The organism is Priestia sp. J2, from assembly GCF_020790095.1.
GTDB lineage: Bacteria > Bacillota > Bacilli > Bacillales > Bacillaceae_H > Priestia > Priestia zanthoxyli.
Window position 1 is genome coordinate 3,590,099 of record NZ_CP086208.1, and the last position, 13,730, is coordinate 3,603,828.

The 13,730-nt window shown below is 35.5% G+C and carries 19 protein-coding genes and 1 pseudogene; 7 read left to right on the forward strand and 13 right to left on the reverse strand.

The features are described from left to right. Positions 1-108 precede the first annotated feature (108 nt). The 5 genes from LJY09_RS18600 to LJY09_RS18620 form a co-directional block, all read right to left on the reverse strand. Positions 109-642 (reverse strand): hypothetical protein, encoded by a 534-nt coding sequence (locus LJY09_RS18600; RefSeq protein ID WP_051418594.1) that lies wholly within the window; start codon positions 640-642, stop codon positions 109-111. A 196-nt stretch (positions 643-838) separates the two neighbouring features. After that, on the reverse strand, positions 839-1,120 hold the full coding sequence (locus LJY09_RS18605) for a hypothetical protein (protein WP_025749994.1): 282 nt from the start codon (positions 1,118-1,120) through the stop codon (positions 839-841). Between the two features lie 81 nt (positions 1,121-1,201). Then, positions 1,202-1,387, reverse strand: a complete 186-nt coding sequence (locus LJY09_RS18610; protein ID WP_028414911.1) for a hypothetical protein — start codon at positions 1,385-1,387, stop codon at positions 1,202-1,204. A gap of 559 nt (positions 1,388-1,946) precedes the next feature. Continuing rightward, entirely contained in the window at positions 1,947-2,441 is a 495-nt protein-coding gene (locus tag LJY09_RS18615; protein ID WP_098112507.1) for a DUF3267 domain-containing protein, read from the reverse strand. A gap of 101 nt (positions 2,442-2,542) precedes the next feature. Continuing rightward, on the reverse strand, positions 2,543-3,040 hold the full coding sequence (locus LJY09_RS18620) for an ankyrin repeat domain-containing protein (protein WP_098999658.1): 498 nt from the start codon (positions 3,038-3,040) through the stop codon (positions 2,543-2,545). Between the two features lie 168 nt (positions 3,041-3,208). Here LJY09_RS18620 and LJY09_RS18625 point away from each other — a divergent pair, with 168 nt between their 5' ends. Next, on the forward strand, positions 3,209-3,661 hold the full coding sequence (locus LJY09_RS18625) for a DUF4288 domain-containing protein (RefSeq protein ID WP_098112445.1): 453 nt from the start codon (positions 3,209-3,211) through the stop codon (positions 3,659-3,661). 116 nt (positions 3,662-3,777) lie between these two features. On the opposite strand, the gene LJY09_RS18630 is transcribed toward LJY09_RS18625, so the two are convergent. Then, the gene (locus LJY09_RS18630) at positions 3,778-4,359 is read right to left on the reverse strand and encodes a manganese efflux pump (protein WP_028414915.1); all 582 of its coding nucleotides are present in this window, start codon (positions 4,357-4,359) and stop codon (positions 3,778-3,780) included. 119 nt (positions 4,360-4,478) lie between these two features. On the opposite strand from LJY09_RS18630, the gene LJY09_RS18635 reads away from it, so the two are divergent. Further along, positions 4,479-5,120: a DUF1232 domain-containing protein gene (locus LJY09_RS18635; protein ID WP_028414916.1), complete on the forward strand. Its 642-nt coding sequence runs from the start codon at positions 4,479-4,481 to the stop codon at positions 5,118-5,120. 43 nt (positions 5,121-5,163) lie between these two features. Here LJY09_RS18635 and LJY09_RS27850 read toward each other — a convergent pair whose 3' ends face one another. The 3 genes from LJY09_RS27850 to LJY09_RS18645 form a co-directional block, all read right to left on the reverse strand. Beyond that, positions 5,164-5,436 carry a DUF3973 domain-containing protein gene (locus LJY09_RS27850; protein ID WP_049165968.1) on the reverse strand — a complete coding sequence of 91 codons (273 nt, stop codon included), beginning with the start codon at positions 5,434-5,436 and terminating at the stop codon, positions 5,164-5,166. Between the two features lie 492 nt (positions 5,437-5,928). Further along, positions 5,929-6,801, reverse strand: coding sequence for an AraC family transcriptional regulator (locus tag LJY09_RS18640; protein ID WP_099331226.1), 873 nt, complete (start codon positions 6,799-6,801; stop codon positions 5,929-5,931). Positions 6,802-7,050: 249 nt separating this feature from the next. Then, the gene (locus tag LJY09_RS18645) at positions 7,051-7,620 is read right to left on the reverse strand and encodes an MEDS domain-containing protein (protein WP_028414918.1); all 570 of its coding nucleotides are present in this window, start codon (positions 7,618-7,620) and stop codon (positions 7,051-7,053) included. A gap of 326 nt (positions 7,621-7,946) precedes the next feature. On the opposite strand from LJY09_RS18645, the pseudogene LJY09_RS18650 reads away from it, so the two are divergent. After that, a pseudogene (locus tag LJY09_RS18650) lies at positions 7,947-8,141 on the forward strand (winged helix-turn-helix transcriptional regulator); the annotation flags it as partial. A gap of 124 nt (positions 8,142-8,265) precedes the next feature. Here LJY09_RS18650 and LJY09_RS18655 read toward each other — a convergent pair. Both LJY09_RS18655 and LJY09_RS18660 read right to left on the reverse strand, forming a co-directional pair. After that, entirely contained in the window at positions 8,266-8,451 is a 186-nt protein-coding gene (locus tag LJY09_RS18655) for a hypothetical protein (protein ID WP_028414919.1), read from the reverse strand. A gap of 231 nt (positions 8,452-8,682) precedes the next feature. Then, positions 8,683-9,465: a GNAT family N-acetyltransferase gene (locus LJY09_RS18660; protein ID WP_098113624.1), complete on the reverse strand. Its 783-nt coding sequence runs from the start codon at positions 9,463-9,465 to the stop codon at positions 8,683-8,685. Positions 9,466-9,614: 149 nt separating this feature from the next. On the opposite strand from LJY09_RS18660, the gene LJY09_RS18665 reads away from it, so the two are divergent. Further along, positions 9,615-10,046 carry a hypothetical protein gene (locus LJY09_RS18665; protein WP_028414921.1) on the forward strand — a complete coding sequence of 144 codons (432 nt, stop codon included), beginning with the start codon at positions 9,615-9,617 and terminating at the stop codon, positions 10,044-10,046. Between the two features lie 439 nt (positions 10,047-10,485). Further along, a complete protein-coding gene (locus tag LJY09_RS18670) occupies positions 10,486-10,617 on the forward strand; it encodes a YvrJ family protein (RefSeq protein ID WP_014458777.1) in 132 nt (43 codons plus the stop codon). Positions 10,618-10,631: 14 nt separating this feature from the next. Here the strand turns inward: LJY09_RS18670 and glp are convergent, their stop codons facing one another. After that, positions 10,632-11,897 (reverse strand): molybdopterin molybdotransferase MoeA, encoded by a 1,266-nt coding sequence (gene glp, locus LJY09_RS18675; protein ID WP_098999656.1) that lies wholly within the window; start codon positions 11,895-11,897, stop codon positions 10,632-10,634. Positions 11,898-12,011: 114 nt separating this feature from the next. Here glp and moaC point away from each other — a divergent pair, with 114 nt between their 5' ends. Beyond that, positions 12,012-12,500, forward strand: coding sequence for a cyclic pyranopterin monophosphate synthase MoaC (gene moaC / locus LJY09_RS18680; RefSeq protein ID WP_028414923.1), 489 nt, complete (start codon positions 12,012-12,014; stop codon positions 12,498-12,500). 12 nt (positions 12,501-12,512) lie between these two features. Further along, positions 12,513-13,025, forward strand: a complete 513-nt coding sequence (locus LJY09_RS18685) for a MogA/MoaB family molybdenum cofactor biosynthesis protein (protein WP_221816647.1) — start codon at positions 12,513-12,515, stop codon at positions 13,023-13,025. A gap of 33 nt (positions 13,026-13,058) precedes the next feature. Here the strand turns inward: LJY09_RS18685 and LJY09_RS18690 are convergent, their stop codons facing one another. Beyond that, positions 13,059-13,721: a sulfite oxidase-like oxidoreductase gene (locus LJY09_RS18690; RefSeq protein ID WP_221781157.1), complete on the reverse strand. Its 663-nt coding sequence runs from the start codon at positions 13,719-13,721 to the stop codon at positions 13,059-13,061. Between the last annotated feature and the right edge of the window lie 9 nt (positions 13,722-13,730).

The following is a 13,730-nucleotide window of genomic DNA, read 5'->3' on the forward strand; positions in this document are numbered from 1 at the left end:
TTTCTAATTTTGTTAATATCTAGTATAGCACTCTATATGAAAATAAACTTGAATATTCAGAATAAACAACAGACGGATAAAGTGTTAAAAATAAATAAAAAAAGATCTTCAGCTATTGGAAGATCCTTTTTGGATAGTTGCTTTAAGCACTTGTAATCTTGACTGAGAATCATTGGTTTGCCTAATTACTTTTTCCACAATGTACTGATATCCATATAAAACAACGGCTAAAACCGTAGTCATCCCCCAGTACATGCTTGGCGACATCTTTTTCATTTTAAAGATGCCCACTTTTTTCAAAGCACCGCCAAAAGGGAAAATATTAAACCAGTCTAACACCGTATTGGCAAGTATGTATTTTAGAAAAGAGCCGTACGTTAGCTTAAATATCCAAAGCGTTCCTATTAAGTGCGGACCTAAAATATAAGTAAAATCTATAGGTGCTTTAGGAAATAAAGGATTGTTGTTTCTAAACCATTTTTTCTGATTAGCAATGACGGTAAACACAATGATGAATAAGTTAGCGAAAGTAGCTACAGGCAAAAAGCGGACAAATGATTTTGTTCCTATAAAAGGCGCAGTTAACCATGGAAAGATTAGCACGCTTAAAGAAATGATCAATTTTCTTTTATACTTACGCATGAATTGTCTCCTCAAACTGTATTTTCGTAAATATTATTACCTAAAATTGAAAGTTTATGTAATATACCACAACGATTCCAGACAAAGATAACCTAGCTAACGATGACATACGTTTATTTCTAGTGACGATGGCATTAAAATCCAATCCTCAAAAAAAGAAGCATCTAGTCTTTAAAGACTAAATGCTTCTCCTCCTTTACACCTTATAGATTTCATTAGACGACAGCCAGTCAACGAATTGATGATACGGATAATATGTAGTCCCTTTCAGCTCTATTTTTGGAGCTCCAGGATATTTAGTTAACAGTTCTTCAATTTCACCCTTACTCAAATGAAAGTGATAGTGTAGATCTTTTTCTTTAATCAAATAAGGATATTTTGATTTCCTTTGAGGTTTACTAAAATTTTTTAAACCATCGCCTATAAAATAACCAAGGGCAGCTAATCCTAACGCTAACCAAAAAAAGTTCATTTCCAAAACAGGATACCCCCCAAACATTTCTAATAAATACATTCTAGCGTAAGATTCATAACAAAGAGATCTTACTTTATAAGATCTCTACAAATTAGCCAGTTTTTCATCAGCTATAAACTTCATAAGTATACCTGCCCCTGAAACATTTAATAATATGCTGCTTCCTAAAATAACACCATATAATAATCCAGCTATATGTAATGTTAAAGCTAAAATCAAAAAGACTGTTCCTATACCAACTAAAAATAATCCCAAGCTTCGATTATCCATCTATTTCACCACCAAAAAAATAAATATAGTTATATTTTAACATAATTATAATTATTTCACTTATCAAAAAGAAGGAGAAGCTAAGCTATGTTAGTTTCCCCTTCTTTTTGTAACTCCAGTTTTCATTAAAAACCCTGCGGATATAATACAGGCAGCAGATAAAAGCACCCCTGTTAATCCCTGTTTTAAAATAAACCCAAAGATTATAATAGAAAATGATCCTAAAAAGAACATCAACTTGACTAAAACATTTCTTTTGCTCATTTACCCAATCATCTCGATTCTATATACAAATAATACATATAGTTACTCCCTCTGTTCTCTTTGTCCAGCACTCCAAGCTAACGCTAATATAGAAATCGTTACTACTAGTGCAGTCACCATAACTATATCCACCTCTTATTCCTTATAATTACATTTTAACATAGTTTTAGAATACTGTTGGAACGGAGATTATCCGAAACTGACTAGTATAAAACGGATTACCAGCACAAAAAGAGCATCTAATTACTATAAGTGCTCCTTTTTTAGGTATTAGTACAACTAGACCCCTGTCCTACTACTTTACTTGGTAATAACCTCTGCAAAAAAACGAGTTCTTCGGTTTAATAGCAATTAAAAATGAGTTATAGATATCTGAGCCAGAAATGAATGTATTTATCCAACATACAAATAATAGGATGGATCTAATGTTTCCTGATACATAGAACGACGTAATAGCAGGAACTATCGATAATACAAGAAAAGGCAAGCTCATAAAGATCCAATATCTCGTTTTAGATAGAGTTGCATTTGTATTGAGCCAGAAAAATATTCCGCTAAATGTCAAGCTCACATCACCTTTTTTATATACGACTAAAACGTGCAGACATTCATGAATAGCAAAGACAATCATACCCATTATAATAAGATAAAAGAGATTGATGTGAGTAAAGCCTGCTCCAAAGAAATAAGGTATTGATAGAATAATAATCTGAAGCAAATATACAAACTTCATATAGTGTTTTCGATACCACGTATTCTGGATAAAAGGTGTCCATTCAGAAAAGTCCATGCTTATTTGTGGCAAGTGACGAAACCAAATGATAATAGGCGTTCCCTCTCCTTCATGTAAACTTCCGCTAATTTCATTAACATAAAATCTCCTACTCTATATTAAGCTTTATGATTTAAATACTGAGTAAGTAAATGAACTGCGCCGTCTTGTTTTTTCTCTACTGCAACCTCTAAAGGTGTTTTACCATCATCTTTTTGTATATCGATATCTGCACCTTTTTCGATGAGAAGTTTAATCATATTTTCATCTCCTAGCAACGAGGCCTCATGAAGGCTAGTCCATCCACCGCTTTGTTTTGCATTTACATCTGCGCCTTTTGTAAGCAACAAGTCTACAGCTTGAATTTGCTGATTTGCTACTGCTGCATGAAGAGGCAGGTTTTCATTCGAATTTTTAGCCTTAATATGAATATCCGCCCCTAGCGACAACAATAACTTAGTGCTATCCACTTGTCCAAAATAACAAGCTAAATGTAAAGGCGTCCATCCATCTGAATTAAAAGCGTTAAGTAAAGATGGCTCTTTATTTAATAAAACTCTTATCTCTTCGCTTTTCCCATTCACTGCAGCATTTGTTATTTGATCAATATATTCCACTTTACATCCCCCTAATATATAGAAATACCTTGATTATATTTCCATTTTATCATAGTTTAGTGGATGAACACGATATACAAACTCAGTTATATAAGCAAGAAGGACAATAAGGAATACGATGATAAAATTAATAATTATGGTTCCTTTAGTTAAGAATGGAGAGTTGGTATGAAAACGAATAAAACCGGAAAATTAGATAGCCACTGGTATGGAGTAAAGGTTCTTTATCAGTACTTCATGGTGGATAAACCTAATCCAGAAAACATTGATGAAAACTACGAAGAACATCAGATATTTGAAGAAAGCATTTTATTAATTAACGCTCCATCATTTGATCAAGCCTATGAAATTGCAGAAAAAAAAGCAAAAGAATGTGAAGACAGCTATACCAACGTTTATGATCAGACTGTAAAGTTCCAATTTATTGAGAGTTTAGATGCCTTCCTCTTATGTGAAGAAGAGGAGTTACCAAATGGTACGGAAGTATATTCACGTTTTTTACACGTACCTAAAAAAGAAAGTCTAGCTAATGTCTTATCTAGGTACTATCCGGAAGTTACAGAGGATGAAACAGACCTGATACGTAAAAACTTCATTTTAAGGAATAGAGATTTTAATTAAAAATTCATATTAAATATAAAGACAAGATGTATACGATATACGAACTTGATCAACATAATGTACTAACTTAAAACATAAGGAAGAGACGCCACTTGCTTTAAATGGCGTGTCTTCTTTTAAAATATTTGAGTAAAAGCTACAATTAAAATCGTAATCCCGCTTATCAACGTTCCGCATTGACCTAATGTAAAGCTGCCGATTTGAACATTTGCTGCTTTTTGCCCCACCATTACTCCTAGCCATACCGTTATAAAACTACCAAATGCTGATGTAAGCGAAATAGCTAAAGGTGATAAACCAAGTAAACCCGCTCCTAGACCGTTTGTAAGTGCATTGGCTGAAAGTGCAACACCTAGCACACTGCTTTCAACCCAGCCAATATATCGTACGTTTTCTTGACCACTACTATCTAGTTCATCAATTCCATTATTTTTTTGGGAACCAACTAATAAAATAATTCGAATTCCAATTAGCGTTAATAATACGACGGCTACAATAACATGGAACACTCCCGGTAAGATTGTTGAAATCCACCTGCCAAACATAATTCCCACCATGCTAAAGAGGAAACAAATAGCTGCTATTAGTAAATTCGAAAGCCATTTGATCCTGATTTTTCGTACTCCATAAGATATTCCTACACCAAAGTTATCTATACTTGATGATAGGGCAAAACCTAAAATGAATAACCATTCCATTTTGTATTCTCCTTTTGATGATAATATTGAGGAAATTTGCTTACTTGTTGCATATATTGTTGATAAACCTTCAATAAAATGATTACTGCGCGTTGAAAAATATAAAGAGGTGAATCGCAATGTCTAACATCCAAAATGAACAAAGCCTTGGTCTGTTATTACGGTCTTTATTAAAGGAAAATGCTTTATCTATGCGGAAACTAAGCTCACTTACGGGGATTGATACGGCAACTATTTCACGGATTATAAATGGAAAGCAGCAAGCAAATCTACATCATTTAAAGCAATTTGCACACTATTTAAATACGCCTCTTGAAGCATTGATTGATCCTGCTGAAGCTGCTTCAAACCATACAGAAAATGAACTAGAAACAGGCATTCATTACTCCATCGATAAAATTCAAGAAATACTTAAATCTTTTAATATAGCAGATACCAACTTTACGATTGAACGTGTAAAACAAGAACTAACAAAATATAAGCAATATGCACAGACAGACGAAGGACACAGCATGATCATAAATAACTTTCAATCCAAAATAGAGCAAGTAGGAAGCGTTGGTACTTTCATCGACCAATTAAAGCAAATGTATCTTGAATATTGTAGCGAAGAAACCTCAGCCGCCAAGCGCTCTATATTGGGAAGTGCGCTATTGTATTTTATTTTGCCTACCGATATTATTCCAGACTACGTCTTTCCAATCGGTTATTTAGACGATGCAATAGCTGTACAACTAGTGATGAATCAACTTACGGAATAAAAACTGAGTTTTATTAAGGGAACTGAACGCGGCATTCCGCTATTTATTGTGAAAATGGAACTTTTTCTGAACCATGACGATGAGCAGGTAAATACTCTATTGCCTTCTTTAATTTAGATAATTCCTTTGGCACAATCTTTTTAATAATTTTTTCTTTTTTACATGGCTCGCATGACTCATGGTTGCATCTATGTGCACACATACCTAAAGGGATTTTCTCTCCTACAAATGGATCTATATAGACTCCATTTTCAAATAACTTACTCTTAATAAGATGTTCATTTTGCAATCTGCAGCAATTAACACAATAGTACATTTGTTTTCACTCTCTTTCTTATACTTGATTTTGAAACATCTTATGAGAACTCATCAACAGAAGTGCTTGTTCCTACATGAAAAGTTGAAAAAATCTCAACAGGCGTTGATGAATACTCAACACACGTTACTTCCAAACATATAGTTTAAGTATGACATCATACAGAGTGTCATACTTGGGTTAATGACCGTATTACTTAGTTTATGGAGCTTGAACTCTAAAGCAAGATTAAAATTAAAAGCTGTAAGTTAAAAAGCGAATAATATTCCAGTGTTTGCTTAAACTACTCAAGATACCGCAACGTATCGACTATGTGAGAAATAATTCTCCTAGCAGAAAAGCTCCCTACGGAAATAGGGAGCTTTTTCTGCTTTTTATGTAAGGACGGTACATATTTATTTAGTCAACGTAATGTAGTTGATAGAAAGCTATAAAGTAGCAAAGGTAGATCACATTTGCGATCTACCTTTGCTCTCCATTACGGAGTCATCATTACTTTTTTAACACGGGTATCCATATTTCACTTTTAAAGGTTGGCGACGTTACATTTTTATGTTCATTCCATAAGATTTCCGGTCCTTCTACTTGTTCATAAGTTGAGGCCGGAAACCATTCTGAATAAATTCGTCCCCATACACCTTGTAATGTGTCAGGAAATGGTCCGACTGCTTCGAATACAGCCCATGTTCCAGCTGGCACTTCAAGTTGTACTAAATGATCGGGACAATCCTTAGTTGTGGCTACACCGATATAATGGTCCAGCTGCCCTTTTTCCTCCATTCTCCCTTCAGAAAAGTTCACAGATGCACTAAGCAAACCTAATGGTGTAACATTAGAAAGTTCTTTTAATTCACGTATTGTTTCATCGTTCAAGCTTTCCCACATAGCAGCAATCTTTGGATTGACTCCATGAAAGATTATTGGAACTCTTTCTTTAATACCGACTATATGAAAGGCCTCTTTTCCCTCAATGCGATAATTCATCTCATTTCCCCCTTTAATTGATAACTGAAAGGTCATTTTTGGAAATGCTTTAAGTGAACTGCCGCTCTTTTTAGCTTCGGAAGGAGTTATACCATGCAAATTTTGAAAAGCTCTTGTAAACGAATCTGGTGAGCTGTAATTGTACTTGATCGCAACATCAATGACTTTGATGTTACTATCTTTAAGTTCAAATGCTGCAAGTGTAAGTCGTCTTCGGCGAATATATTCTGATAAAGTAATACCTGCAAGAAAAGAAAACATTCTTTTAAAGTGATACTCAGAGCAAAGAGCCAGTCTTGCTACTTCTCTAAAATCGATATCATTGGTTAAATTCTCCTCAATATAGTCTAAAGCTCTATTCATATTTCTAAGCAAATCCATTTATATGACCTCCCTTATTATCAGAATAGCAGGATTTGAATAGACCTATCCGACATTTCATGCACAGTTATGCAGGCTTTTTTCTTCTGTTCATAAGTTTTCACAAACTTAAACAAGCTATTCAAAATGCAATTTTAGTTAACATAATAACTTTCGAAAACAACCAATAAAGAGCCTTAAAGTATAAGGCTCTTTATTGGTTCTCTATTCACCTGTGTTTTTATGAGCAAATCCCAACCAAAATAGCAATTACACTGCATCTGTCATTACATATAAATGGGATGGCGCAATTTTATTTTCTAAAATTACGTATGGATGGCATTTCATTAAAGCGAGCTTAAGAACTTCTGGTACTCTCTCTTCATCATAAGCGCATACTAAATACAATCCGCCTTTATTTACTAATTTATCGGCTTCATTTTCAAACTCTTCTAGAATAGGTATAATTCCTTCTTGCTGTCCCCATTCTACATGAGCCCATATTTGAAAAGATGTATTGTTTTTATAGAAAGGATCTAAGTGTCTAGAAAGGTGTTCAAAGATTATGGCAGGCTGAAAACTTCCACTTGAACAGTAATAATCAAAATTATTAATAGTATGTATATAGGTTAATTGATCTTTAGTTAGAATTCCCTCTAATTTTTCAAAAATTAATGGAATTAATCTTTCACTTTCTATAACTAAAGTATGTCTCTTCTGTTCAATACCCGAAACAATATAAGACACAAGATTGTCTAAGTAACTTTTCATATCGTCAATGTTGTAGTAAATATGAACGCTTTCATTATTCTGTATTAATTGAGCAAACTGATTTTTCAAATATGTACGCTCCCTTATATAAAATCAACCTAAATTTTAAGCCTCTTGAAATAGTAATTTGTTTATCTGTTAGAAAGATTCTACGCTTTGCGTTCCTGCATGTCAAAATTGGATGTTCTTCCCTTTGTTTTGGGGTGGACAGCTGTTTTTAGAACAGTGTATCTATATTGATTGCAAACGTTTGCGACAATTATTCTAGCAGCTTGACTAAAGGATACTATACCCTTTTCAAATACGATTAAAACCTAACAAGAAGTAATTATGGAATTAAACTTAAAAGAGAAGCTCCAACGTTTCTTCTATATTCACTTATGTCCTCTCAAAACCTTCAATTAAAAGAGTTAGAAAAAGACGGGATTGTTCACCGTGAAATCTATAAAGAAATCCCCCCAAAAGTAGAGTACTCCCTAACCGAATTCGGAAGATCTCTCGAACCAATCATTTTACTTATGAAAGACTGGGGAGAAACGCATAAGAACAGAATTATTAATGCGAGAGCAATGAAAAAAGAAGAAATTTAAATATAAATTATATTTATTAATAGATTCGTGTACTTTAGATATAGCCTATACACGAGTAGTTACTGTAATGTAATAAGCTAAAAAAGTGCTTGGATAATGTTTATCCAAGCACTTTTGAAATTAATTATGTATGACTTTTCTTTTTAATTTGTACACCTGTATAAATAGAATTACCTATTAATATTGCGGTTCCTAAAAGCCATCCCACCGTAGGAGAGTACTCAAATACATTTTTCAAAGCCATCCCTAAAGAAATAGCTGCCATTCCTAACATTAATAAAAGGACAGTAATGCCTTGCTGTCTTTGCATATATACCACCTCAGATGCTTTTTCTTCTAATCATTGTTTCCTCGGCTGCTCTTTTTTCCCTACAATCCAAGCTAAAGATAAAATTGAAACAGTTACAACTACTGCCGTCAACATCCCTATATCCACCTCTTCTTCCTTATAATTACATTGTAACATACCTATCATAATTAGACTTAGTTAACTTAAAATATGTTGTTGGTACAAAGAAAAAAACCATATTTCTAGGGCTTTTCATTTTAATACATATAGAGCGTAACTCTCTTCATTAGAAAATCCAAGTTTACTAGCTAATACTTTTGACGCTTCATTATTATTATCGCAATCCCAAGCAGGCATAACGTTCTTTTCTAAACACTTTTTTATAAACTCTTGACCTACTATCTTTCCCAGTCCCCGTCCTCTATAGCTAGGATTAGTCACAATATCGATTTCAGCTATTGTTCCACTATGAAAGATCGACACACATTCAGCGACAATATTTTCTTTATGGATAACACAAACGCCTAATCCATTTTTCAGAAAATGACTTTCTGATCCCCAGTAATCCACTATATATGATTCATTCAAATTCTTACTTTTTCTTAAAGCGTCGGAGTTAAAATCTTTTAACTCATAAAGATCGGGAAGATTATACTTAGAAGGAACTTTTGAAGCAACAAATCTATACTTAGAACGCATCATTTTCTTTACGTACGGTTCGAAAGTCTCGTCAAAAAAAGCCTCCCAGTCGGTCGATGGAGTAAAAACAGTAAAACGTTTTTCCTTACCATAAACATTCTCAACGAAGTAACGATAGAGAGATTTATTAAACACCCCATCATTTCCTTTACCAAATACATAATAGTCACCTGCAGGTATTCTAAGAAATCCTGACGTTGGCCTCATACGATCATTTACATACACAGATCCTTCAATAACATGATTAACGACAGAAAAAGCAAATGTAGGAGTCTTAAATGATGCTTTTAAAATGTTATGTATCTTATCATAATCTTTTGGTTCTAAATAATACATTTTATCTACTCCTCCTTAACAAAGTATATGTTTATATATGTGTTAATTAATACCACACAAGACTATTTTACTGTAAACTGAATACTACAGATTTAACAATATCTAATTTATAAAAATATCGTACATCAACATGTTAGCAGGAGGAACTTATGATATCGCTTCATAGAATTTTAAAATTGCGTGATTTAGAAATCTTCCATGTATCAAGAAATGGAAGAATTATTTCTTATGTAGTTATTGAAGACACTCGAAATCCATTTACAGAAGAAGATAAAAAACTAGATCCATTATGTTATATGGATGCAGAAGATATTGACGCGATTTTAAACGTTTTTAGGATTTCGATCATTAATGATGAAAAATTAAACGAAGAAGATTCAGACCTTATAACATCGTTCTTTTCAGACTTTGTTAATAATACAAATTTAACAAACTTTATTATTAAGGAATACATTCAAGAAGATTTGTATGATCATGAAGTTAATCTAAAATTCTTCAATAAAATGTTAAAGAATATAGGTTCAAATTATAGTATTGAAGAATTTGATGAAATCAACTGGATTTATTTATCTCAGGATTAAAATATAAACTGTGTACACAACCATTCTCTTAGGCACACAGCAAAAAAGAGAACCCTTAGGGAAGTAAGAGTTCTGAAAAAGTCACTTTTATAGAATATGCAGCTTTTTATACATCCTTCATTTAGTTGGTTTTTCATTAGGAGGACCAATTAAATCGATGAATTAAAAGTGCACCTCTTATTCATATGTTAGAACACATCAAAAGTATTATTTATATTTTAAAATATGTTATAGTTTAATTCCAATAATCGTTCATACTTGAATACGTGTGAATGAACCCTTATAAAAAGCAGCCTCGCTTGCCAATGCCGAGGCTGCTTTTTCTTATTTCTTAAGGACTTTTGTCTTAAAAATGGATGTATGTCCTGTGAACAAATACTTAGAAATCACATATTATAGTGTATCTTCTAATTGAAGGAGGTATGCAATTATAGAAAACTTGGTTAGTTATATTAAAGAATTAGGCTTTCCAGTTGCGCTATCTTTTTACTTACTCGTGCGCATTGAAAGCAAATTAGATCGAATTACAGAACTGCTTCAAATTCTTATTGAAAAAAAGGACAAGCAATAAGCAGACTTCTGCTTTTATACCCAAAGCGAACTTGTACCTTCTTTTTCAAGATGCAGCACATCCACTTCTATTCCCCTATCGTATCCATGCTCTCCACCCGGAAGAACAATCAAGCCGTTCGCCGCAGCTAAAGATGAAATAGCACCCGACTTGTCCATGCCAACAGGCGTTACTAAGAGCCTTCCCCCTTCGTCTGTAATTTCTCCTCGCACCATTCTTGTGAATGCGTTAGGCTCTTTAAAACGGCCGTTTAACACCGCTTTTGTTTTATGTAAATGAGGCGCCGGTGAATGTAAAAAGCTGCGAACAATCGGACGTACAAACAGTTCAAACCCGACATAGCAAGCAGATGGGTTTCCTGATAATCCAAACAGCAGCTGTCCGTTTCGTTCTGCGACTGTTGTGACGCTTCCCGGTCGCATCGCAATTTTGTTAAACAGCACATTGGCGCCAAGCTTTTCATAAATAGCCGGTAAATAATCATAGTCGCCAACGGATACTCCGCCGGTTGTCAGTAAAATATCCACTTCTTCAAGCGCTTTTTCTACCGCTTCATAGCAGCGGTCAAAATCATCTTCAAGCTTCCCTAAATATTTCGGAATTCCCCCGCTTCTTACGATTTGTGCAAGTGCCATATAAGAGTTGCTGTTGCGGATTTTCCCTGGTTCTAGCGGCTCGTTCACATCAAGCAGTTCGCTTCCTGTTGTTAACACGCCAACAATCGGCTGCTTCACCACGGCTACATCCGCATAGCCAAACGTAGCTAAAAAAGCGGTGACGCCCGGATTGATGCGCGTTCCTTTTGAAACGAGCACGTCTCCTTTTTTTGTTTCTTCTCCTTTTAACGCAATGTGTTCCCACTTTGAAGCAGGCCTGCTTAACGCCATATACGTTTTGCCTTCTTTTTCATACGACTTCGTCACTTCAAGCATCACAACCGCATCACATGAATGAGGCACTTGCGCTCCTGTCATAATGCGCACTGCTTGAAACGGCTTTACTTCTTCTTCAAAAACAGAGCCGGCGCCGATTTCACCTACAACTTCGAACTCTACAGAATGTTCATTTGATACTTCTACGCAGTCTTGTGCTCGAACCGCAAAGCCGTCATAAAGCGATTTATTAAAATGAGGCACGTTTTGGTCGGCAATAATATCTTCTCCTAAATAGCGCCCGTAGCTTTCGGTGATCGATACGCGTTCGATGCTGCCTTTTCTTTTATATGTCATAACTTTTTCAATTGCTTCAGGAATTGAAATAGGTGTTCTGCTTTCTAACATACATTCTTCACTTCCTTTATGTCTGTTCACTTTTTACGCTATGGTGTAAAATCATAGCATATCTCACTATTTCTATCATACAACAAAATTTACTGAAAAAGGATGAAAACACCGATGTCTTCTTTTACACATTTTAATGACCAAGGCCGTGCCAATATGGTCGATATTAGCGAAAAATCTATCACTCGCCGCGTTGCAACAGCTCGTTCAAGCATACTCGTTAACAAAGAAATTCACGAAGCCATTGTAGAACATAAAATCGGAAAAGGCGATGTGCTTGCTGTCGCACAAGTAGCAGGGATTATGGCAGCAAAACGCACGTCTGACATTATTCCGATGTGTCACCCTCTTTTATTAAAAGGCGTAAACCTTTCATTTGACTGGGATACAAGCAATAACGAGTACCGTTTATTAATAGAAGCAACTGTTAAAACGGAAGGCTCAACGGGCGTTGAAATGGAAGCTTTAACTGCCGCTTCTGCCTGCGCATTAACCGTTTATGATATGTGCAAAGCCATTGATAAAGGCATGATTATCGGCGAAACATATCTGCTTGAAAAATCAGGCGGCAAAAACGGTGACTACAAGCGTACGGAAGCGTAAAGGAGGTACATAATGAGCGTACATGAACATAAATCCAAAGCAACTCAGCCCGTTCGCTGCAAAGTCATTACGGTATCCGATACACGTACAAAAGAAACCGATAAAAGCGGCGCGCTGATGATCCAACTTCTAAAAGAACACGAGATGCAGGTCGCTTCCTATGAAATTGTAAAAGACGACCAAACGTCGATTCAACAAGCGATACTTGCCGGCTGCAGTGCTGATGACATTGACGTTGTCCTTACAAACGGCGGAACCGGCATTACAAAACGAGACGTCACGATTGAAGCTGTTCAAGCGCTGATTCATAAAGAAATTGTCGGGTTTGGCGAGCTGTTTCGCATGCTGAGCTACACGGAAGACATTGGCAGCGCAGCGATTATGAGCCGGGCAATTGCCGGGACGATTAACGAAAAAGCCGTTTTTTCTACACCAGGATCAAGCGGTGCTGTTCGTCTAGCTATGATCAAGCTGATTTTGCCTGAACTTCGCCACGTTGTGTGGGAACTAAACCGCCAGCGCTGACAAAATGCCTATGCATACGCATAGGCATTTTTATTAATCATAGTCTTTATGTACCCACTCATCTTCTGGAATACCTAAATCTTCTCCAGAAAAACGCTCTTCTTTAAATGGATCTCCTCTAAGATGAAAGCCGTTTTGCTCCCAAAAGCCAGGATGATTTTCATCAATGACTTCAAAGCCTCGAAGCCATTTAACACTTTTCCAAAAGTACAAGTGCGGAACAACCAATCGCAGCGGATATCCATGCTTAGGTGTAAGCGGCTCTCCGTTAAAGGAATGAGCAAGAAGAATATCGTCTCTCAGCAAATCTTCTACTTCAATGTTTGAAGTATAGTCATTGTCTCCGTGCAGCATGATATATTTACTTTTTAACTCCACGCCAATTGCTTTTAAAAAGTCTGTAAACAATACGCCCGTAAATTCATTATCAAGCCTTGTCCATCTCGTTACGCAGTGAATATCGCACTTCACCGTCGTTTGCGGCATATCCATTATATCTTGATATGAAAGGGTTACTTCTTTGTCTACCAATCCAAACACACGAAGCGTCCACTCCTCTAAGTTATACTCCGGCACGTCCCCTTCATGTAAAATAGGAAAGCGCTCTGTCACTACTTGCCCCGGAGGCACTCGTCCTTCATACTTTGGATCAATTTCTGGTGTTTTCATTCGTTTAATACGGTCTGCTTTGTTCATAGGTACCAC

Excerpts from the sequence above, each read along its gene's own strand:
- LJY09_RS18690 (WP_221781157.1), bottom strand. The coding sequence starts at position 13,721 with ATGAACAAAGCAGACCGTATTAAACGAATGAAAACACCAGAAATTGAT.
- LJY09_RS18640 (WP_099331226.1), bottom strand. The coding sequence starts at position 6,801 with ATGGATTTGCTTAGAAATATGAATAGAGCTTTAGACTATATTGAGGAG.
- LJY09_RS18625 (WP_098112445.1), top strand. The coding sequence starts at position 3,209 with ATGAAAACGAATAAAACCGGAAAATTAGATAGCCACTGGTATGGAGTA.
- LJY09_RS18660 (WP_098113624.1), bottom strand. The coding sequence starts at position 9,465 with ATGTATTATTTAGAACCAAAAGATTATGATAAGATACATAACATTTTA.
- LJY09_RS18630 (WP_028414915.1), bottom strand. The coding sequence starts at position 4,359 with ATGGAATGGTTATTCATTTTAGGTTTTGCCCTATCATCAAGTATAGAT.
- LJY09_RS18655 (WP_028414919.1), bottom strand. The coding sequence starts at position 8,451 with ATGCAAAGACAGCAAGGCATTACTGTCCTTTTATTAATGTTAGGAATG.
- LJY09_RS18600 (WP_051418594.1), bottom strand. The coding sequence starts at position 642 with ATGCGTAAGTATAAAAGAAAATTGATCATTTCTTTAAGCGTGCTAATC.
- glp (WP_098999656.1), bottom strand. The coding sequence starts at position 11,897 with ATGTTAGAAAGCAGAACACCTATTTCAATTCCTGAAGCAATTGAAAAA.
- LJY09_RS18610 (WP_028414911.1), bottom strand. The coding sequence starts at position 1,387 with ATGGATAATCGAAGCTTGGGATTATTTTTAGTTGGTATAGGAACAGTC.
- LJY09_RS18665 (WP_028414921.1), top strand. The coding sequence starts at position 9,615 with ATGATATCGCTTCATAGAATTTTAAAATTGCGTGATTTAGAAATCTTC.
- LJY09_RS18635 (WP_028414916.1), top strand. The coding sequence starts at position 4,479 with ATGTCTAACATCCAAAATGAACAAAGCCTTGGTCTGTTATTACGGTCT.
- LJY09_RS18685 (WP_221816647.1), top strand. The coding sequence starts at position 12,513 with ATGAGCGTACATGAACATAAATCCAAAGCAACTCAGCCCGTTCGCTGC.
- moaC (WP_028414923.1), top strand. The coding sequence starts at position 12,012 with ATGTCTTCTTTTACACATTTTAATGACCAAGGCCGTGCCAATATGGTC.
- LJY09_RS18615 (WP_098112507.1), bottom strand. The coding sequence starts at position 2,441 with ATGGACTTTTCTGAATGGACACCTTTTATCCAGAATACGTGGTATCGA.
- LJY09_RS27850 (WP_049165968.1), bottom strand. The coding sequence starts at position 5,436 with ATGTACTATTGTGTTAATTGCTGCAGATTGCAAAATGAACATCTTATT.